Annotated in this window: 23 protein-coding genes; 5 read left to right on the forward strand and 18 right to left on the reverse strand. The window is 65.3% G+C overall.

Annotated features, from left to right (window positions below; all coding sequences use genetic code 11):
- Positions 1 to 93: 93 nt before the first annotated feature.
- The 10 genes from ABIA42_RS28215 to ABIA42_RS28260 form a co-directional block, all read right to left on the reverse strand.
- Complete coding sequence (locus tag ABIA42_RS28215; protein ID WP_028179187.1) at positions 94 to 810, reverse strand: MgtC/SapB family protein; 717 nt, start codon at positions 808 to 810, stop codon at positions 94 to 96.
- A gap of 30 nt (positions 811 to 840) precedes the next feature.
- Positions 841 to 1860, reverse strand: coding sequence for a WD40 repeat domain-containing protein (locus tag ABIA42_RS28220; protein ID WP_370118986.1), 1020 nt, complete (start codon positions 1858 to 1860; stop codon positions 841 to 843).
- The gene (locus tag ABIA42_RS28225; RefSeq protein ID WP_370118983.1) at positions 1860 to 2912 is read right to left on the reverse strand and encodes a GTP-binding protein; all 1053 of its coding nucleotides are present in this window, start codon (positions 2910 to 2912) and stop codon (positions 1860 to 1862) included. The genes ABIA42_RS28220 and ABIA42_RS28225 overlap by 1 nt, the downstream gene beginning before the upstream one ends.
- Before the next feature lie 53 nt (positions 2913 to 2965).
- Entirely contained in the window at positions 2966 to 3829 is an 864-nt protein-coding gene (locus ABIA42_RS28230; protein ID WP_370118980.1) for a metal ABC transporter substrate-binding protein, read from the reverse strand.
- A gap of 2 nt (positions 3830 to 3831) precedes the next feature.
- Complete coding sequence (locus ABIA42_RS28235) at positions 3832 to 4701, reverse strand: metal ABC transporter permease (RefSeq protein WP_370118977.1); 870 nt, start codon at positions 4699 to 4701, stop codon at positions 3832 to 3834.
- Between the two features lie 6 nt (positions 4702 to 4707).
- Positions 4708 to 5463: a metal ABC transporter ATP-binding protein gene (locus ABIA42_RS28240; protein ID WP_370118974.1), complete on the reverse strand. Its 756-nt coding sequence runs from the start codon at positions 5461 to 5463 to the stop codon at positions 4708 to 4710.
- 2 nt (positions 5464 to 5465) lie between these two features.
- Positions 5466 to 5702 carry a hypothetical protein gene (locus ABIA42_RS28245; RefSeq protein ID WP_370118971.1) on the reverse strand — a complete coding sequence of 79 codons (237 nt, stop codon included), beginning with the start codon at positions 5700 to 5702 and terminating at the stop codon, positions 5466 to 5468.
- A 44-nt stretch (positions 5703 to 5746) separates the two neighbouring features.
- Complete coding sequence (locus ABIA42_RS28250) at positions 5747 to 6247, reverse strand: hypothetical protein (protein ID WP_035671694.1); 501 nt, start codon at positions 6245 to 6247, stop codon at positions 5747 to 5749.
- Positions 6244 to 6855, reverse strand: coding sequence for a permease (locus tag ABIA42_RS28255; protein WP_370118968.1), 612 nt, complete (start codon positions 6853 to 6855; stop codon positions 6244 to 6246). Before ABIA42_RS28255 ends, ABIA42_RS28250 begins: the two co-directional genes overlap by 4 nt.
- Before the next feature lie 243 nt (positions 6856 to 7098).
- Positions 7099 to 7695, reverse strand: coding sequence for a superoxide dismutase (locus ABIA42_RS28260; RefSeq protein ID WP_027573470.1), 597 nt, complete (start codon positions 7693 to 7695; stop codon positions 7099 to 7101).
- A gap of 244 nt (positions 7696 to 7939) precedes the next feature.
- Here ABIA42_RS28260 and ABIA42_RS28265 point away from each other — a divergent pair, with 244 nt between their 5' ends.
- The 3 genes from ABIA42_RS28265 (at position 7940) to ABIA42_RS28275 (ending at position 10474) form a co-directional block, all read left to right on the forward strand.
- The gene (locus ABIA42_RS28265; protein ID WP_028179179.1) at positions 7940 to 8467 is read left to right on the forward strand and encodes a GNAT family N-acetyltransferase; all 528 of its coding nucleotides are present in this window, start codon (positions 7940 to 7942) and stop codon (positions 8465 to 8467) included.
- Positions 8468 to 8547: 80 nt separating this feature from the next.
- Positions 8548 to 9933 carry an MATE family efflux transporter gene (locus tag ABIA42_RS28270; RefSeq protein WP_370118965.1) on the forward strand — a complete coding sequence of 462 codons (1386 nt, stop codon included), beginning with the start codon at positions 8548 to 8550 and terminating at the stop codon, positions 9931 to 9933.
- A gap of 106 nt (positions 9934 to 10039) precedes the next feature.
- Positions 10040 to 10474 carry a DUF2147 domain-containing protein gene (locus ABIA42_RS28275; RefSeq protein WP_271531690.1) on the forward strand — a complete coding sequence of 145 codons (435 nt, stop codon included), beginning with the start codon at positions 10040 to 10042 and terminating at the stop codon, positions 10472 to 10474.
- A 97-nt stretch (positions 10475 to 10571) separates the two neighbouring features.
- On the opposite strand, the gene ABIA42_RS28280 is transcribed toward ABIA42_RS28275, so the two are convergent.
- Positions 10572 to 11726, reverse strand: a complete 1155-nt coding sequence (locus ABIA42_RS28280) for a DUF3095 domain-containing protein (RefSeq protein WP_370118962.1) — start codon at positions 11724 to 11726, stop codon at positions 10572 to 10574.
- Between the two features lie 212 nt (positions 11727 to 11938).
- Between ABIA42_RS28280 and ABIA42_RS28285 the strand changes: the two genes are divergently transcribed.
- A complete protein-coding gene (locus ABIA42_RS28285) occupies positions 11939 to 12337 on the forward strand; it encodes a hypothetical protein (RefSeq protein ID WP_370118959.1) in 399 nt (132 codons plus the stop codon).
- A 5-nt stretch (positions 12338 to 12342) separates the two neighbouring features.
- On the opposite strand, the gene ABIA42_RS28290 is transcribed toward ABIA42_RS28285, so the two are convergent.
- The 5 genes from ABIA42_RS28290 to ABIA42_RS28310 all read right to left on the reverse strand — a co-directional run bounded on the left by ABIA42_RS28290 (position 12343) and on the right by ABIA42_RS28310 (position 16978).
- Positions 12343 to 12549 (reverse strand): hypothetical protein, encoded by a 207-nt coding sequence (locus ABIA42_RS28290; RefSeq protein WP_271532261.1) that lies wholly within the window; start codon positions 12547 to 12549, stop codon positions 12343 to 12345.
- A 141-nt stretch (positions 12550 to 12690) separates the two neighbouring features.
- Positions 12691 to 13413 (reverse strand): SDR family NAD(P)-dependent oxidoreductase, encoded by a 723-nt coding sequence (locus tag ABIA42_RS28295; protein ID WP_271531685.1) that lies wholly within the window; start codon positions 13411 to 13413, stop codon positions 12691 to 12693.
- Positions 13406 to 14788: a class I adenylate-forming enzyme family protein gene (locus ABIA42_RS28300; protein ID WP_370118956.1), complete on the reverse strand. Its 1383-nt coding sequence runs from the start codon at positions 14786 to 14788 to the stop codon at positions 13406 to 13408. The genes ABIA42_RS28295 and ABIA42_RS28300 overlap by 8 nt, the downstream gene beginning before the upstream one ends.
- Positions 14775 to 15020: an acyl carrier protein gene (locus tag ABIA42_RS28305; RefSeq protein WP_008135396.1), complete on the reverse strand. Its 246-nt coding sequence runs from the start codon at positions 15018 to 15020 to the stop codon at positions 14775 to 14777. The genes ABIA42_RS28300 and ABIA42_RS28305 overlap by 14 nt, the downstream gene beginning before the upstream one ends.
- 143 nt (positions 15021 to 15163) lie before the next feature.
- The gene (locus tag ABIA42_RS28310; protein WP_035671688.1) at positions 15164 to 16978 is read right to left on the reverse strand and encodes a long-chain-acyl-CoA synthetase; all 1815 of its coding nucleotides are present in this window, start codon (positions 16976 to 16978) and stop codon (positions 15164 to 15166) included.
- Positions 16979 to 17216: 238 nt separating this feature from the next.
- On the opposite strand from ABIA42_RS28310, the gene ABIA42_RS28315 reads away from it, so the two are divergent.
- Positions 17217 to 17435, forward strand: coding sequence for a tripartite tricarboxylate transporter substrate-binding protein (locus ABIA42_RS28315; protein WP_370118953.1), 219 nt, complete (start codon positions 17217 to 17219; stop codon positions 17433 to 17435).
- 55 nt (positions 17436 to 17490) lie between these two features.
- Here ABIA42_RS28315 and ABIA42_RS28320 read toward each other — a convergent pair whose 3' ends face one another.
- Together ABIA42_RS28320 and ABIA42_RS28325 are read right to left on the reverse strand one after the other, a co-directional pair.
- On the reverse strand, positions 17491 to 17745 hold the full coding sequence (locus ABIA42_RS28320) for a DUF3551 domain-containing protein (RefSeq protein ID WP_370123877.1): 255 nt from the start codon (positions 17743 to 17745) through the stop codon (positions 17491 to 17493).
- 57 nt (positions 17746 to 17802) lie between these two features.
- Complete coding sequence (locus tag ABIA42_RS28325) at positions 17803 to 18084, reverse strand: DUF3551 domain-containing protein (protein WP_370118950.1); 282 nt, start codon at positions 18082 to 18084, stop codon at positions 17803 to 17805.
- Between the last annotated feature and the right edge of the window lie 6 nt (positions 18085 to 18090).

The following is an 18090-nucleotide window of genomic DNA, read 5'->3' on the forward strand; positions in this document are numbered from 1 at the left end:
CCGCCTTTGTCCGCGGAATCAACGAAACCGAGGCCCGCCGGTTCCAGGGCCGAAGAAGCGGGAACCCGCCCCTTGCGCGCCAAAACGCCGCGCTCAATCGGTCGTGCTGACCTCCCAAGTGGCGTGGCGCACGCCCGGCAAATGCTGGAGATCTGTCGCCACCGCGTTCAGCTCGTTCGGATCGACCGCGGTCGCAACCAGCCGTGCGGCGATCTCGAGAACGTCCTCGCCGATTTCGGCCACGTCGATATCGGCCACCGAATATTTCGCGGCCTCAAGCTTCTCGACGAGCCGGTCGCGCATATCCGGAAGAGCGTCTGCCGCAACCGCAAGCTTGAAGTAATAGGTCGCCTCCGAGGTCTTCTCGTTCATGGGAATGCGATTGATGGCATTGACGAGCGGGCGCAGCATGGTGTTGCCGGCGATGACGAAGACTGTCAGCGCGGCCGCCTGCGCAATCATGTCGGCACCGGCGCAGGAGCCCACTGCGGCCGACGCCCATAGTGTCGCCGCGGTGTTGAGCCCCCGCACGTCCATGCCCTGCTTCATGATGACGCCGGCGCCCAGGAAGCCGATGCCGGAGACGACATAGGCGATCACCCGCACCGCGCCATCGGCGCCGTCCAGCTGCATGGCGAGATCGACGAAGGCGGCCGCGCCGACCGCGACCAGCACGTTGGTGCGCAAGCCCGCTGTGCGCTGGCGGTACTGCCGCTCGGCGCCGATCAGCGTTCCCAGCACGAAGGCCGTGGTCAGGCTGATCAGCGTGTCGCCGAAGTCGGCAAGCTGGAATGTCGTCAGAAACCGCATGGCCCCCTATACGGCCAGAACGATGACAGATTAAAGCTCCAGCAGGCCGCCGTCCCCATTTTCATCGGCGAAAGCCAGCAGCGTGCCCTTCGCATTCCAGCCGATCGCGGCGACAGGGGGCGTGCCGTTGCGGCGGACCAGGATCTCGGCGCCATCCTCCAGGCGCACCATCAGCACGGTGCCGTCGCTGTAACCGGCGGCGAGAATGTCGTTCTTCGGATGGCAGGCGACGACCGACACGCGCGCCTGCAGCGGGGCGAGCATTGCGGGCTCCTTGCCCATCGGGCCGTCCTTGCTGCCGAACGGCCATACGATGACGGTGTCGGCCCCCGAGGTCGCGAGCCCCTTGCCGCCCGCGCTCCAGGACATCGAGCGGACCCGGCCGGGATAGCCGGTCATGCGCATGTGCCTGTTGTCGGCCAGCCGCCAGCCATGCAGCGCCGGCTCGTGCATCGCGGTGACCAGGAATTTGTTGTCCGGGCTGAAGCTGACGCCGTGATGCGAACCGGCCCAGGGCAGGAATTCGGCTGATCCCGCCATGTTCGGAAACCACAGCGTCACGCCGTTGTAATGCGCGATCGCGAGCCGCAGGCCCTTCGGCGCGAAGGCAAGGCCGCCGACGGTCGAGGGCACCTCGAGCGACTTCTCCTCGGCCTTGCCGCTCTTGACGGTGGCCGTCTTGCCGGCCGACCAGGCGAAGGCACCGTCGGCCTGCAGCGCCACCGCATCGATCCAGCGCCGCTTCGGGTCGGTGGCGAGCAGCGTCACCTCGCCCTTGGCATCGAGCGAGACGACCTTGCCGTCGTCGCCGCCCATCACGAGGCGCTTGCCGTCGGAAGCGGTCGAGAGAATGCCGCCGCTGTGCACGGCAACCGTGGCGATCTCGCCTTTGCCATCGACGAACGCAACGTTTTCCTCGCCACCGACGAAAGCAGCGCGGGGACCAAGGAAATGCACCGAGGTCACGGCCATGCCGAGCGCGATCGGCTTGACGCGGTCGGTGACGGAGACGATCGAGGCGGAATCGGGAGGCGGCGTGAACTCTTTCATCACGAGACGATGCAGCTCTCGAAACCCTTGCGGATGGCCTCTTCCGGCAATTCGCGGCCGATGAAGACGAGGCGGCTCTCGCGCGGCTCGCCCTCCTTCCACTTCCGCTGGTGGTTGCCCTCCAGCATCATGTGGACGCCCTGGAAGACATAGCGATCGTCGTCGTCGTGGAAGGCGAGGATGCCCTTGGAGCGCAGGATCTTGCCGCCCTCGACCTGCACCAGGTTCTGGAGCCAGGGCATGAACACATTCGGATCGAGCGGCTTGTCGGTCTTGAGCGAGAGCGACTGCATCTCCTCATCGTGATAGTGCTTCAGGCCGTGGCCGTGATCATGGTGGTGATGGTCGTGGCCGTGATGGTGATGATCATGGTCGTGATCGTGATCGTGATCGTCGGCCTCCAGGAAGTCCGGCTCGATGTCGAGGATACGGTCGAGGTCGAACGCGCCGCGATCGAGCACGTCGGCCAGGGCGACCGAGCAGCGCTCGGTGCGGTGAAGTTTCGCATAGGGGTTGATGCCGCGAATGCGAGCCTCGACCTCGGCGAGCTCGCCCTTGGAGACGAGGTCGGTCTTGTTCAGGACGATCACGTCGGCAAAGGCGATCTGGTTCTTGGCCTCGGGTGCATCCTTCAAACGGTCGGACAGCCACTTTGCGTCGGCGACCGTGACCACCGCGTCGAGCCGCGCGTTCTTCTGCACGTCCTCGTCGACGAAGAATGTCTGGGCGACCGGCGCCGGATCGGCGAGACCCGTGGTCTCGACGATGATGGCGTCGAACTTGCCCTTGCGCTTCATCAGTCCGTCCATGATGCGGACGAGGTCGCCGCGCACGGTGCAGCAGATGCAGCCATTGTTCATCTCGAACACTTCCTCATCGGCGCCGATGATGAGGTCGTTGTCGATGCCGATCTCGCCGAATTCGTTGACGATGACGGCGTACTTCTTGCCGTGGTTTTCTGACAGGATGCGGTTCAGGAGCGTGGTCTTGCCGGCTCCGAGATAGCCGGTCAGGACAGTCACGGGAATCTTTTGGGAGGTCGCTTCAGACATAACAACTCCGGACTTCGGGCTTGTCGCGCGACGCGAGGCGGGGTGGCCCCTGCCTAATGGTCAAGCGCGCTGGTCAGGGCCTTTATATTGTGCCTGACCATGTCAATGTAAGTGGGTGCAGACCCCTTTTCGCCGGTCAAACTGTCCGAAATCAGGGTCCCGCCGACCTTGGCGCCGCTCTCGGCCGCGATCCGGCGGATCAGGCGATCGTCGCTGATATTTTCCAGGAACACGGCCGGGATCTTCTGGGCCTTGATCTGGCTGATGATGGCCGCAATGTCGCGCGCGCTGGGTTCGGTTTCCGTGGAGACGCCCAGGGGGGCGATGAACCGGATACCGTACTCGGCGGAAAAATAGCCGAAGGCATCGTGGGTGGAGATCACCTTGCGCCGCTCCGGCGGAATTTTCGCCACGGCGTCGCGGATCTCGCGGTCCAGGGTTTCGAGCTTTTCCAGATAGGCCCTGGCCTGGGTGCGGAAGAAGTCCGCCTCACCCGGGACGGCGGCGGCCAACGCATTGGCGATATCGGTCACATAGATCCTGGCGTTCGGGACAGACTGCCAGGCGTGGGGATCCGCGGCTGAGCCAAGCTTCAGAGGTACGATTCCGGCGCTGGCGACGACGACCGTTGCCTTGCTGCCGGAGGATTGGACGAGACGCGGCAGCCAGCCCTCGAGGCCGAGTCCATTGACGATGACGAGCCTTGCATCCGCGACCCGCTTCGCGTCGGCGGGGGCCGGCGTGTAGACGTGGACGTCGCCGTCCGCGCCGACCAGCGTCGTCAGATTGATGCGGTCACCACCGACGTTGCGGACGAAATCGCCGAGAATCGAGAAGCTCGCGACGACGTTGAGCCGCTCCGCGGCATGAAGCGGCGTGGCGATCAGCATCAATGCACAAATCAGGATGAGCCGCATCGTCATGCTTCCAGGTGCCGGCCGGGAAACAGTTGCCGGACGATGCCGCCGACGCGGCCGAACAGGACGGAGACGATGTAGAGCATCGTCGCCACGAGGATGATGGCCGGGCCTGACGGCACACGGGTCTGGAACGACAGCACCAGCCCCGCATAGCCCGAGACCGCGGCGGCAACGACGGCGATGCAGATCATCGTGGTCAGGTCGCGCGACCAGAACCGGGCAGTGCCCGCGGGCAGGATCATGAGTCCGACCGCAAGCAGCGTGCCGAGCGCCTGAAAGCCGTTGACGAGGTTGATGACGACGAGCGCGAGGAAGGCGAGATGCGCGGGACCGCCGGCGCGGCTCACGGTGCGCAAAAACAAGGGATCGACGCTCTCGATCACCAGCGGGCGATAGATCATCGCGAGCACCAGCAGAGTCACCGTGGCGTTGAAGGCGACCACCAGCAGCGTCTGATCGTCCATCGCGAGGATGTTGCCGAACAGCACGTGCAGCAGATCGATATTCGTGCCCTTGATCGAGACGATGGTGACGCCGAGCGCAAGCGAGGCCAGATAGAAGGTCGCAAGCGACGCGTCCTCCTTCAGCCCGGTCGAGCGGGCGACCACGCCGGCGAGGATCGCGACTGCAAAGCCGGCGATCAGGCCGCCGGCCGTCATCGCGAACAGGCTAAGGCCCGAGAGCAGGAATCCGACGGCCGCGCCGGGCAGGATCGCGTGCGCCATGGCATCGCCGACGAGGCTCATCCGCCGCAGCATCAGGAATACGCCGATCGGCGCACCCGCCACCGCCAGCGCGATCACGGCGGCGAGCGCCCGCCGCATGAACTCGAATTCGGCGAACGGACCGATCAGCGCGTCATGGATCATCGGATATCACGCCGCCCGCGAGCTGACATCATCGGCCGCGCAGGCCGCGGCGCTGTCGTCGAAGGCCTCGCACATCCGCATCGCGACGATCAGGTTTTCCGGCGTCAGCACCTCCGCGGTCGGGCCCCATGCCACGGGGCCGCGCGCCAGCACCAGCGTGTCGCTGAAATGGTTGCGCACCATCTCCATGTCATGCAGCGCGGCAAGCACGGTGCGACCTTCGCCGTGCCATTGTTTCACCAGCGCGAGCAGATCGGCCGTGGTCTTGGTGTCGATGGCGTTGAAGGGCTCGTCGAGCACGATCAGGCTCGCATTCTGGAGCAGCACGCGCGCAAACAGCACGCGCTGCATCTGGCCGCCCGAGAGCGTGCCGATCGGGCGGTTCTCGAATCCATTGAGGCCGACGGACGCGATCGCACCGAGGATCTTCTTGCGGGCAGCCTTGCCGATGCCACCGAACAGACCGGTCGCGCGCCACAGCCCGGTGCCGACGAAGTCGAACACCGAGATCGGGAAGCTGCGGTCGATCTCCGCGCTCTGCGGCAGATAGGCGATGTCGCGGGCATCGAGGCCGCCGAGATGGATGCTGCCCTCGAGCGGTTTGAGGATGCCGACGATGCCGCGCAGCAGGGTCGACTTGCCGGCGCCGTTCGGGCCGATCACCGCGACAAGCGCACCCGGGGCGACCTCGCCGCTGAGATGGTGCACCGCCGGATGACGGTCATAGCCCAGCGTGACGTTGTGGAAATGCAGCGCCGCCATCCTCACCTCATCGCCAGAAAAACGATGCCCCAGAGCGCGGCACAAACGGCGGCCGCGGCCGCGAGGCGGCCTGCCACGGTCATGCGCAGGATCGACCAGGGCGCCGCCTGGGCCGGATGCGGAGACGTCGCATCATGCACATGGGCATGGCTGTGGTCGCGCCCCTGCGCATGCCCGTGGCCATGGGAATGGCCGTGGGCATGGTCATGATGCTGGGCGCGGGATGCGGCGGGAACCATGCCGAGAACGTTATATTATAACATCACCTCTGTCCACGCCCGGCTCAGGGCTTGCCGATCACCATCGCGATCGCGGCGGCCACGAACGGGAATGGCACGGATACGGCGCAGCGGAACCAGACGAAACGGGCCGGCATGAACGGGATTTCCCACAAGATCACGCGCTGGAAGGCGAACAGCGCCCAGGCGACGACATAGGCGACCACCTGGGGTACCCCGCCACCGGACTTCAGCGCCACCGTACCGATGGAGAAGCCGATCACGGGACCGCCGGGCGTGGCCGCGCCGGCGACCACGGCGGTTGCGACCCCGAGCCAGCCGCTGTCCGGCCCGAGCCAGCCGGTGATCACCTCCTGCGGGATGATGGCGGCGATGTAGCCGGAGCCGATCACGCCCAGTGCGATCCGCGGCACGATGTTGATGAAGTCCATCGAGCCTTCGCGGAGCGAGGCCATGAACACGGGAGGGCCGCGGCGGAACGCGATCAGGCCGACGCCCAGCACAGAGCCCCACAACAGGATGTCGATCAGAAGCGCCGCGCTCAATTCTCGTCGTCCTTCGCGAGCGGCGTCGGATAGAGCCTGACATAGACGAAGCGGCCGAGGGCACCCGCCAGCACCGGCAGCGGCAGCGAGATGACGATCCGCCACAGCGTGAAATCGGTGCCCATGATCGGGATCTCCCAGGCGACCGCCCGGCCGTAGCCGATCAGGGTCCAGCTCACGACCATGGCGATGGTGGCGCCGAAATCGGCGCCGACCGCGAGCAGCGCGCTCGCCACAGGATAGGCGGTGAAGGGACCGCCCGGCAGGATCGCGCCGAAGGCGGTGCCGATCAGAAGACCCATCAGGCCGGATTTCGGCCCCAGCGAGCGCGAGACTTTCTCGTGAGGCAGGATCTCGGAGATGAAGGCGCCGAGCAGGCAACCAGCCAGCACGCGCGGCAGGATGCCGCCGAACAGCGAGAGATCGTGGGTGAGAATGTCGAGGACGCCGTCGGCGCCGTCACGCCGCCAGACCAGCGCCGCGCTCACCGCCACCAAGGCTGCGATGATGATGGTCGACCAGCCGATCGGCTTGCGCACGCGCCCCGGCCGCGGCTCGGAGTCTGCGTCCTCGGCAGGCGCCGGGTCTTTCGGGGAAGGTTCTGACAACGGGCTCGGGTCGGATCGAGGGGATGCCTGCTCTGATTAGGAGCGCCGGCCGGGCGTTGCAAACGGAACGATCACAGGCCGATACGCGCCCCGTGCAGGGCAATTCCGCACAGCAAAAAAGGCGGCCGCAGATGCGACCGCCTTTCGTAGTCTGTCATTCGGGGCGGCGAAGCCGAACCCGGGATCTCGCACCACAATTCCTGGATTCCGGGTTCGCCCTGCGGGCGTCCCGGAATGACAGGCTCAGGCTTTCTCGAACAGGGACTCCACGTATTCCCAGTTCACGAGGTTCTCGACGAACGCCTTGAGATAGTCGGGGCGGCGGTTGCGATAGTCGATGTAGTAGGAGTGCTCCCAGACGTCGCAGCCGAGGATCGGGGTGGCGCCGTGCACCAACGGATTCTCGCCGTTCGGGGTCTTGGAGATTTCGAGCTTGCCGTTCTTGACCTGGAGCCAGCACCAGCCGGAGCCGAACTGGCCGACACCGGCCGCCTGGAAGTCGGTCTTGAACTTCTCGAAGCCGCCGAGGTCCTCGTTGATCTTCTTCTCGAGCTTGCCCGGCAGCTTGGTGCCGCCGCCATTGGGCTTCATCCAGCTCCAGAAGTGGATGTGGTTGTAGTGCTGGCCGGCATTGTTGAACACCGCGGGGTTCTTGCCGAACGAGCCCTTGACGATCTCTTCAAGGGACTTGCCTTCCCATTCGGTCCCCTTGAGCGCGTTGTTGCCGTTGGTGACGTAGGCCTGATGATGCTTGTCGTGATGATATTCCAGCGTCTCCTTCGACATATACTGGCCGAGGGCGTCATAGGCGTAAGGGAGTGGGGGCAGCGTAAAGGTCATGGGTTCTTGTCCGCAACTGGTGGGAACGAGTTCTAACGGTCACCCCTTATAGAAGGTTCCGCGGCCGTTAAATACCTCAGAATTTCGAAAACGCGCGGCGAGGACGCTTGGCACGATTGCATAAAATCGTCGCAGCACGCGAAGATCTCCGCAGTCTTGGTGGTTCGATGCAAAATATCATTGCCTTTGAGGTGCTTATGGCAGAACGAATGCCCCACGCACCGAGGTTGCGAAAGACAGAGCCATGAGCATTGAGATCGACATTCTGAACGGCGACGCCTCGTGGCCGATTGCGGAGCCGCTGCATCAGGCGGTCTGGGGACCACAGACGATCGCGGACAAGCCCTGGGCTCACGTCAAATGGGCCAATGCGGATCTGCGCGTCCTGATCGAGACCCCCGAGGATGGCCTGGTCTGCCATGTCGGCATCTACTTCCGCACCGTCACTTGGAATGGGCAGAAGGTCCATATCGGCGGCATCGGCGGGGTCTGCACCCGTGAGGACCGGCGCGGCCGCGGCTATGCGACCGTGGCGATCGACGCGGCGGTTCACACCATGCGCGCCAACGAGGCCGTTCGCTTCGCGCTGCTGTTCTGCGAGCCGCACAATTTCTCGTTCTACGAGACCCGGAGCTGGCTGCCCTTCAAGGGCGAGGTCTATTGCGAACAGCCGGAGGGGCGGATCCGCTTCACCCACATGGCGCCATACGTCTTCAACATCGTCCGCGCCCCGACGCTGGGCACCATCGACCTATGCGGCCTGCCCTGGTGAGCCCTGCGTGAGCGAGGGCTGGCCGGCTGCCGCACGCTCTATAATATGTCGGTCATCATTTAATATTCCGCCCGGTGAACATGACGATCGACGCCCCTGCAGACGCCGTCCCGCCGGTTGCGCCGGTCGCCTCCCCCATCGCCAGCCTCCTGACCGCGCCGATCCTGCCGACGCTGCTACAACTCGCGATTCCCAACATGATCGCGATGGTCGGCAGCACGCTGGTTGCAATTGCCGAGACCTCCTATATCGGCCGGCTCGGCACCATTCCGCTCGCCGCGATCGCGCTGGTGTTTCCGTTCGTGATGCTGACGCAGATGATGAGCGCAGGCGCGATGGGCGGCGGTGTCTCCTCCGCGATCAGCCGCGCGCTCGGCGCCGGGGATCGCGACCGCGCCGCGACGCTGGCGCTGCATGCCGCCATCATCGGCCTCGGCGGCGGGCTGTTCTTCACGGTGACGATGCTCGTCTTCGGCCGCTCCTTCTTCGCGCTGCTCGGCGGGCGCGGGCAGGTGCTCGAGGAAGCCAGCGGCTATTCGCAGGTGCTGTTCTCCGGCGCGGTCGCGATCTGGCTCGTCAACACGCTGGCCTCGGTGATCCGTGGCACCGGCGACATGCGCCTGCCTTCGATGATTCTGATCGGAGCGAGCGTGCTCCAGATCGCGCTCGGCGGCACGCTCGGGCTCGGGCTGTTCGGCGTGCCGCAATTCGGCATGCCGGGTGTCGCGAGCGGCCAGTTGATCGCGTTCAGCTGCGCGGCGATCTTCTTCCTCTGGTATCTGTTGTCCGGGCGCAGCCGGCTGCCGCTCGATCTCCGCGCGTTTTATTTCGAGCGCACGATGTTCCTGGACATCCTCAAGGTCGGCGCGGTGGCCTGTTTGTCGCCGCTCCAGACCGTGCTCACCATCCTGATCTTCACAAAGATTCTCGCGACCTTCGGCACCGAGATGCTGGCAGGCTATGGCATCGGATCGCGGCTGGAATTCTTGCTGATCCCGATCACCTTCGCCTTCGGCATCGCCTCGGTGCCGATGGTCGGCATGGCGATTGGCGCCGGACATGTGAAGCGCGCGCGGCGTGTGGCCTGGACAGCGGCTGCGGCCTCCGGACTCACGGTCGGCCTGATCGGCCTCGCCGTCGCGCTCGCTCCGTCGCTGTGGGTCGGGCTCTTCACGCGGGATCCAGGCGTCACCGCCGCCGCGCACAGCTATTTCCACTGGGCAGGTCCGGCGTTCGTGTTCTTCGGCGTGGGCGTGTCGTTGTATTTCTCGTCACAGGGCGCGGCGCGTGTCGGCGGGCCCGTGCTCGCCTCCACGGCGCGGCTCCTGATCGTCGCGATCGGCGGCGTCGGACTCATGACTGCGCAAGCTCCGGCCTGGACCCTGTTCGCGCTGGTCGGCGGCGCCATGGTGGTATTCGGCTTGTCGACCGCGGCCTCGGTCGCCTTCGTGCGCTGGGGCAAATGATCGCAGGCAGGTGAGCGCGAAATGAACGCAGGAATGTGATTCCAACCCGCGTTGCACAATCCTGCCGGGCTGCTATGGAGGCGCTCCATTTTCGGGGCCCTCCTCCATGATTTCCAGATTCGCAGCTCTCGTCGTCCTCCTCGCGCCGCTGCTTGGAGCATCTGCCGCTCGTGCGCAGAACGCCGACGGGACATGGCTCACGCAAGCGGGTGATGCGCGCGTCAAGATCAGCAAGTGCGGCGGCGGCATCTGCGGCCACATCGTCTGGCTGCGCCAGCCCTACGACACCTCGACCGGCCAGCCCGCTACCGACAGCAAGAATCCCAATCCCGCGCTCGCCAGACGCCCGATGATCGGCTTGCCATTGTTCAGCGGCATGCAGCCCGAGGGTCCGAGCAAATGGTCGGGCCAGATCTACAATGCCGACGACGGCAGCACCTATGCCAGCAGCATCAGCTTGATATCAGCGGATTCGCTGCGGGTCGAAGGCTGCGTCGGCGCGCTCTGCGGCGGCGAGACCTGGACGCGCGCGGGGCGCTAAAGCGCGATGCGATCAGGATGAATCGTCATCGCGCTTTGGGTTGTTGTTTAAGCATGATCTTTTCGGAAAACCGCTGCGCACTTTTCCGGATCATGCTTTAGGCTGCAGCCGCCGTCATCGCCTTCAGCGCCGTCGCGGCCGAGGCATACCCTCCCTGCGCCCCATCGATGAAGTGGACGTGATCGCTGCGCAGCGCCGAGGGCGCGAAGCAGGTCATCATGGCGGCGTCCTGCCGGTGGAGGCCGTAACGCACGATGCCGGCGCGCGCAGCCGTGGCGAGACGATCGCTGAGGGCGCGCTCGAGCTCCGGCGTGCAGTCGAGGACCATGCGCAGGCCGTCGTCATATTTCCTGAAATCGGAGTTCTCGACCACCTGGCGCCTGTAGACGTTCGGCACGAAGCCGCCGACCTTGAGATCAAAGCGCATGATCAGATAGGCGAACAGCGTGTAGGCCAGCACGCCCGCGCGGCGCACGAGCAGGGGACCTCCGCGCCGGGTGCGGGCTTCGTAATCCACCCCCTGCGGCGGCCATTTCAGCGGCGGCCCCTGCGGCGGCACCGGACGGGCGCCATCCGGGCTGCGCTCGACCAGGTGAATGACGTCCTCGATCGCCTTGCGGAAGGCACGCGGATCGGCGTCGCGCGCCGGCATCACCAACACGGAGAGGATCAGCCCGCGCGAGGCCGGCATCACCTCGAAGCGGCAGGACAGGCCGGACAAATCGGGCTGCGTGCCGGCTTGCGCCTCGGCGACCGCAAATTCGCCACGCTTCATCGCGGCATCGGCCCAGGCGAGCCCGCCGCCGGAGAACATCGCGTAGGACAGGTTTGGCGACGGCCCGAAACGGGCGACGCGCACGTCAAGCCGCCGTGCACGGATGGCGCTGACCGGCACCAGCGCGACGCGCATCCTCAGATCGAGATCCTCCCGCACCCAGGTCGCGGTTGCAGCCAGCGCCTCGCGGGCCAGTTCCAGATCGTGGGGCGCGACCGCGAAGCTGGCGCCGTCGCCGCCGAACACGAAGGGGAATTCGCGTCCTCCCAACGCGTTCGTCACCGCCGCGATCACGGCGGCGCCGGCCATGTTGACCGCCTTGTAGCGCTGCGCCGCGATCGCCTTGGTCGAATCGACGATGTCGGCAACTCCGATGCTCCAATCGTCCGGCAGCGGCGAATACAGCGCGGGGTCCATCACGCTGGTGAAGCCTCGGAAGACGGGAATGCCGCCATAGAAGTATTCGCCTGAGGTCATCGGGGATGCCGGATGGTTGGAGTGCGAAACAAATACGTGGCAGGATCGATCCGGGTTCGCTGAACGGCGCCCCCAAATTCAATCATTGGCCGAAACCGATCCGGACAACAAGATATGGCCCCGCTGCAATGCCGCGGCGGCGTCATTGATCGGCATCAAACGACGGCCCGGGGAGAACGGCTATCGTCGGTCAGCTCCAAGGGTTGCATGGGATGATCGAGGTGCCCGACTTCGGCAACAACGACTCCACCTCTCCGGTCAGGCGGCGCACGGGCATCGCCCCGATCAGCGCGGTGAAGATGCCCGAAAGACTGACGGCGGCCGTCGACGCCTGGGCTGAATCTCATCGGCTGACCCGCTCGGATGCGATCTGCAAGCTGATCGAGCTGGGCCTGGAGAGCGCACCTCCGGTCCTCTCGCCGGTGCACCCGATCGAATCGGGCGCCACCAGGATCGAAGAGACCGCGGTCCACGAGATCGAGACGCTGCTCGATCCCGCATTGCCGGAGGACGAACGCGAGCGGCGCATCCGCCGCCTCACCGAAGGCCCGCCGGAATTCTCACACGAGCGAATTGACCTGCCGAAGGACTCGCCGAAGCAGCGGACGTGATCGGCTTAGTGCAGCCTCTCATCCTGACGCTTGCGCAAGGCATCGAGAGACTCATGGCAGCCGACCAGGCGGACGAATTGCTGCGGGTACATTTCATGCCCGTGACTGCCGGAATTCTGATGTGTCATCGGCGGGCAGTGGACATCGTCCGACTTCGCAGGGGATTGCTCCGTGCGGCCCTGATTTGAAGCGGTCATGTTTGAAGCGGTCATGTTTGACGCCGTCATGGACTGCTCCCTGTCGATTAGGGCAGATCGATTGACGTAACCCAACCGATTGCGAGGCATCTTACGACCAAATCCGGCTGAATGTCATTGTGCCGGATCAATGCAATTATGGCGTTAGAGTTCCGCTCATGCCGTATTCCCCGCGTCGACAGTGAACACCGTCCCGGTGACATTGCGGCCCCCTTCCCCCAGCAGATACTCCACCATGCGCGCGACGTCGTCCGTCTCCGGCAGGCGACGCAGCGCACTGCGGCTGGCGATGCGCTTGCGGCCCTCGTCCGAGAGGTTGTGCGTGAGCTCGGTGTCGATGAAGCCCGGTGCGACCGCGTTCACGGTGATGCCGAGCTTGCCGACCTCGCGCGCGAGCGAGCGGGTGAACCCGGTGGCGGCGGCCTTGGTCGCGCCATAGACGGACAGGCCGTTGTAGCCGGTTGTCGCGATGATCGAGGAGATGTTGATGATGCGGCCGGCGCCATCGGCCATCATCTGCCGCGCGACATATTTGGTGAGGACGATCGGCGACAGCACGTTGAGCTGCACCAGTGCCGCGATCTCGGAATTGTGCATGGTGGCGAGCAGGCCTTCGGTGCCGAGGCCGGCATTGTTGACGAGGCCGTAGATCGGGCCGAACTCGTCGCGAACGAGTTTTGCGAAGGCCGGGATCGCATCGATCACCGCAAGATCGCAGGCGCGGAAATGCAGCCGCCCCTCGGACTGGGCAATCGCCGCCTTGAGCTCGTCGCTCCCGCGTCGCGCCGCCGCGATCACGTTGAAGCCACCTCCGACGAGGCGCGTTGCAATGGCAAGACCTATACCGCGGCTGCCGCCGGTGACGAGAACGTTATGCATCGGTGCGCGCCAGTTTGCCGGCCGGGGTGACGTCGAGCGCCTCGACGAAACGGATCACCGCCGGCACCTTGTGGGAGGCGAGCTGGGCGCGGCACTGATCCAGGATCTGGTCGCGAATCTCTTTCGTGCGCGCCGCATCGGTACCGTCGGCGAGGATCACGTCGGCGACGACGATGCCGCCGGTGATCGGGCTGCGGCGCGATTTCGCGCGCGACATCCGCACGTCGGGATGGCGATTGATCACCGCCTCGATCTCCTCGGGGTGGACCTTCAGCCCGCCGATATTGATGATGCCGCCGCGACGGCCGACGAAATAATAACGGTCGCCACGCAGCTCGACGATGTCGCCGCTGTCGACAAAGCCGTCGGCATCGGTGAGCGTCGCCGCGTTGCGGCCGACATAGGCATGCGCCGTGCGTGCCGAGCGAATCCGCAGCGAGCCGTCGACGACCTTCATCTCGACGCCGTTGCGGTTGCCGAGATAATCGGCCGGAAAGCCTTCCAGCCCGTCATTGACGGCGAAGCCGACGCCGGCCTCGGTCGAGGCATAGGCGTGACCGACGGAAGCATTGGGGAACGCCGCCTTCAAGCCGTCGAGCACGGCCTGGTCGGCGATCTCGCCGGAGAGACGGACGTAAGCCGGGGCGAACTGCGCGGCCGCGCCGCTCATCAGGAGCTTGCGCCAGTGCGACGGCGTGCCCGAGATGTGCGAGACGCCGCGCGCATTCAACCGCGCGATGTGATCGCCGAGCGCTTCATGCGGATCGGACAGTACCATCGAGCCGCCGGACAGGATGGCGCGGAGGAAGATCTGCAGGCCGCCGTAGCGGCGAATGTCGTAGAACGTCGCCCATACCGGCGCCGGACCGCGCGTCGGACCTTCGGCAACGATCGCCCCGGTCAACGCCTCCAGCGTATGGCCAGCGATCTTTGGCACGCCCGAGGTACCCGAAGTCAACATCAACCATTCGGTCGCACGCTCGCTCGTGACCGGCGCGGTGGCTTGAAGCGGCAAATGCGCGGTGACGACCAGCGAAACGCCGGTGCCGCCCCAGCGATCGGGCTCGTCGGTGACGACGGCATCGATGCCGGCATCAGCGATCAAGGAGTCAAGATGCGCCGGGTTGAGATCCGGCGGACACAGCAGCATGCGGCGGGCGATGCCGTCGAGCTCGATCATGGCAAGGCCTGACCGGAGCTGGTCGGACAGTTTCAGCAGCACCGCGCGGCCGGACAGCTCACGCAGGCGGCCGCCCAGAACCGTGTGCGACAGGATGTCGGTCAGCGACACGACATCGTGCGCATCGGAGATCGTGCGGCCCTCCAGCTCCGCGCCGAGATGGTCGCGAAGCGCAAAGATCTCACGCGGGGACATTTTCGTAGGCCCGCACGAAATCGCCTACTGTGGCGGGGAACGCAGCGTCCTCGGAAATGGTGAATGGGTCGACGCCGGTCTCGTCCTCGAGGCGCGCCACAAGAATGGCGAAGGCGAGCGAGTCGAAGCCCGTCTCGTGCAGGGACAGATCGTCCGAGAGTGCGGGAAGCGTGACGTGCTGCTCTCTGGCGATCTGCTGGATCGCTTCAATGACCTTTGACCTTACCGACATGGCTGGCTCGCTTTTCGTTGTCATTCGTGTTGCGGCGGCTCTTGATGACCGCCTCCCTATGACCCTCTGTTTACCCGACAGAGGTAAATGGCCTCTTGGACAATTCAGATAAAATTGGACCCATCTGGCGGATTTTGTTGCCGTTACAGCCGGATCGTGCCGTCTACGATCCCGGCAAATGTACTGGAATCGAGCGCGACATAGGCGCCGGATTTCGGGTCGAGCATGAACAACGGATCGGAGATCGCAGCCGGATCAAATCCCTCGCGCGCGAGATCGCCCTTCTTCTGCTTGAACGTCTCGGTCGCGTCGAGCTCGCGCGAGATGCGGACGAAGACTGGCCGGGCGTAAGCCGGCAGGCGCCGCGCGAGATGCGCAGGCAGCGCGGCGATGTCAAAGCCCTCGTTCACGACGATCGCGCTCATGCCGGCGCGGCCGTCCGCGCCGGGGATGGCGACGCCATAGGTGGTGGCGTCAACCACGCCGGCGAAATCGCGCACGGCGTCGTTCACCTCCGAGGTCGCGACGTTCTCGCCCTTCCAGCGGAAGGTGTCGCCGATGCGGTCGACGAAATGGAAAAAGCCCTTGTCGTCGATCCGCATCAGATCGCCGGTGCGGAACCAAGCATCGCCTCTGGCAAAGACGTCGCGCAGGATCTTCTTCTCGGTCTCGCCCGCATCGGTGTAGCCTTCGAAGCGGCCGCCGCCCTCGTCCGCGGTGCCGATGCGGCCGATGGCTTCGCCGGCCTCGCCGCGGGCGCAGGCGATGCAAAAGCCCTCATCATTGCGCAGCGGCACGCCGCTGCCGGGGTCGAGCTTGACGAGACTGGCGGGAAAGCGATGTGCGAGCAGCGGCGGAATGCGCCCGATCGCACCCGGTCGCCCCTCGACATTGAACAGCGAAAAATTGCCTTCCGTCGCCGCGTAGAATTCGAGGATGCTCGGAATGGAAAAGCGCGCCTGGAAATCTTCCCAGACATCGCCGCGCAGGCCGTTGCCGCAGACGAGCCGCAGGCGGTGCCGGGTCTCGTATTCCGACGGCGCCGCCTTCAGCAGGTAACGGCAGAGTTCGCCGATATACTGAAACATCGTGCAGTCATGCCGGACGATGTCGGACCAGAAGTGAGAAGCCGAGAATTTTTCCGCAATGGCGACCGAACCGCCGGCAGCCAGCATGCTGCACGGCGCGACGATGCCGCCGACCGAGTGGAACAACGGGAGACAATCGTAGAGCCGGTCCTGCGGAGTCGCGCCGGTGAGGCCGGCGAACCAGAAGCCCCAGTTGAGGATACGGCGGTGGCTGATGCTGGCCGCTTTCGGCAGGCCCGTGGTGCCCGAGGTGTAGATCAGCAGCGCGCGGTCATCGATCGTGACGTCGCCATGTTCGTCCGACGAGAGCGGGCCGTCGTCGAGGACGGCGAGAGCGACATCGATCGCGCGCTGGCTGCGGGCATCGCCGTGGGTCCAGACCTTGGGCTGCGCCTTCAGATGCGGCGTTGCGCCCTCCAGCATCTCCGTCAGCTCGTGCGCCAGGATAATGTGCGCCGGTCTTGCGACGTCGATGCAATGCGCAAGCGACTGTCCCACCAGCTTTGTATTGAGCAGCGCCACCACGCCTCCGACGCGGCTGATGCCGAGCCAGGCCGCGAGATAGTCGATACCGTTCGGCATGATGAGGGCCACGGTATCGCCCTTGGCTAGCCCGACCGAGCGCGCCCAGCGCGCGTAGCGATTGATGCGATTCGACAGCCCTTGATAGTCGAGACTTGTGTCAGCTATGACCAGCGCGACGCGGCCGGGCTGGCGTTGCGCCCAATCGTCGATGACGTCCGCGAACAGACGCCCGGGCAATGCCTCGATCCGCGCAGTGAGTTCGATTGCCTTCAGCCAGATCTTCGAGGCCGACGGTGCGTATACGGTTTTCGGCTGCTCGATGACGCCGGTGGTCATATTGTTCACTCTTTCGGGCCGTCTGCTTGTGTCCGGCAGCTTAGCCCGCGCGCACTGCCCAGGTGTTAAGAGACAAGGTAAAACTCCGTTAGTGCGCGATTAACTCTAGCGATCCTTTACCAGGCCGGCGGGATCGGCGTGCAGCCCGGTGCCATTCTTGCGACAGCGAAGTAGCGAAGCCGAGCGGGAAGCTTCCCCTCTCTCCTGGTGGGCGAGGCTGTCTCGCCGCATAGCGGCGAGATGGGTGGTGCCTTGTACGCCGGGCGGAGCCACCGACGTGCTGTCGCGGCTGCTCTGCCAGCGCCTCTCCGACCGGCTCGGCCAGACTTTCGTGGTCGAGAACAAGCCGGGCGCCTGCAGCAACATCGGGACACAGGTCGTAGTGCACAGCAATGCCCATGAGTTCGGTAGCATGCTGATGGCGGAAACCGATCCTGGCGCAAAGTGGTCGAGCTATCGGGCGTGAGAAAGGAGTAGTGGGAGGCGCTAGGCGGCCTTCGCCAAGCAGGAAATTCCTTGCTCTACCATCCCCAGTGCTGACCGCTTCGCCTGTGACGCGGGTGCGGCGCGTTGACCGGGTAGTACGGATTGAGGTCACAGGTCGCGGCGCGTCCCGAGGCGGTCGCGCGGCACTGCGGCAGCGAGGTGAAGGAGCAGTCGTACCAGTCCCCGCCACCGCCATTCGCACCGGAATAGACGTGCATGCAGACGGGATAGCGGGGATCGAAGGTTTGCCCATGCGACGGCGCGGCGGCGAGCAAGACACCGGCGGCCATGGCCAGGCCGAGCCAACCACGCGAGGCGAATATCCGAGGAGACCGCATCGCAGACCGCTAATGCTGTTTCTTGTGGCGCCGGCGCGGCGGCGGGGGTTCGTCGAAGGCGTAATACGGGTTGAGATCGCAGCTCGCCGAACGGCCCGACGCGGTCGCGCGGCACTGCGGGAGCGAGGTGAAAGAGCAGTCGAAATAGTCTCCGCCGCCGCCACCGCCGAAGCCGCCGGGCGTATAGACGTGCATGCACACCGGATAGCGCGGATCATAGGTCTGGGCGCTGGCATCTGCCGCGACGAACAGCGTGGCAATCGCGGTGAGGGTCAAGATCGGCAAGCGCATGGACAC

The sequence above is a fragment of the Bradyrhizobium sp. USDA 327 genome (assembly GCF_041262065.1).
In the GTDB taxonomy this organism is placed as follows: domain Bacteria; phylum Pseudomonadota; class Alphaproteobacteria; order Rhizobiales; family Xanthobacteraceae; genus Bradyrhizobium; species Bradyrhizobium liaoningense.